The sequence below is a fragment of the Bacillus sp. FG16 genome, from assembly GCF_057809515.1.
The window spans coordinates 1-1,079 of record NZ_JBMDKC010000269.1 but is presented as its reverse complement, the minus strand read 5'-3'; the positions used below and the strand labels follow the sequence as shown (position 1 = coordinate 1,079).

Here is a 1,079-nt window from a genome sequence, read left to right as displayed (position 1 = left end):
CAGTGGCACCAGTAGCACCCGTGTTACCTTGAGCGCCCTGAGGTCCGGTAGCGCCGGTAGCGCCCGTGTTACCTTGAGGTCCCTGAGATCCAGTAGCGCCGGTAGCACCTGTGTTACCTTGAACGCCTTGAGGTCCAGTAGCGCCTGTGTTGCCTTGAGGCCCTTGAGGTCCAGTAGCACCTGTGTTACCTTGAACGCCTTGAGGTCCGGTAGCGCCGGTAGCACCGGTAGCACCTGTGTTACCTTGAACACCTTGAGGTCCAGTGGCACCAGTAGCACCCGTGTTACCTTGAGGTCCCTGAGGTCCGGTAGCGCCGGTAGCACCTGTGTTACCTCGAGCACCTTGAGGTCCAGTGGCACCAGTAGCACCCGTGTTACCTTGAGCGCCCTGAGGTCCGGTAGCGCCAGTAGCACCAGTAGCACCCGTGTTACCTTGAACGCCTTGAGGTCCGGTAGCGCCGGTAGCGCCAGTAGCACCCGTGTTACCTTGAACACCTTGAGGTCCAGTAGGTCCAGTAGGCCCACCAGAAGGTCCGGTAGGTCCAGTAACTCCTATGCCAGTGGCACCAGTATTACCTTGAACGCCTTGAGGTCCAGTAGCGCCCGTGTTACCTTGAGGTCCCTGAGATCCAGTAGCGCCGGTAGCACCTGTGTTACCTTGAACGCCTTGAGGTCCAGTAGCACCCGTGTTACCTTGAGCACCTTGAGGTCCAGTAGCACCCGTGTTACCTTGAGGTCCCTGAGAGCCAGTAGCGCCGGTAGCGCCAGTGCTACCTCGAGGACCAGTGGCACCAGTAGCGCCTGCTGGTCCAGTAGGTCCGGTAGGTCCTTGAATGAACGAAGCAGAATTAACTAGAGCAGTTTGTAATGCTGCTATTAATTTAAGAAGCTCTTGAAGTGTGCAAGGGTCAATTCGGAATAATTTTGTAATGTATAGTAAATAGTTAATGAGATTTTGAAGCTCAATAAATACAGCGCTTGCTACAAAGGTTGGATTTCTTAATATAGTTATTAAGTTTTTAATAATATATAAGTTCCGTTTAATGTTTTAACATCGATAAAAGTGTCTATACTGCTTA

Annotated in this window: 1 pseudogene; it reads right to left on the bottom strand. The window is 52.6% G+C overall.

Features of this window, described 5'->3' with window-relative positions:
• A pseudogene (locus tag ACODS7_RS32190) lies at positions 1 to 1,039 on the bottom strand (collagen-like repeat preface domain-containing protein); the annotation flags it as partial.
• Positions 1,040 to 1,079 lie beyond the last annotated feature (40 nt).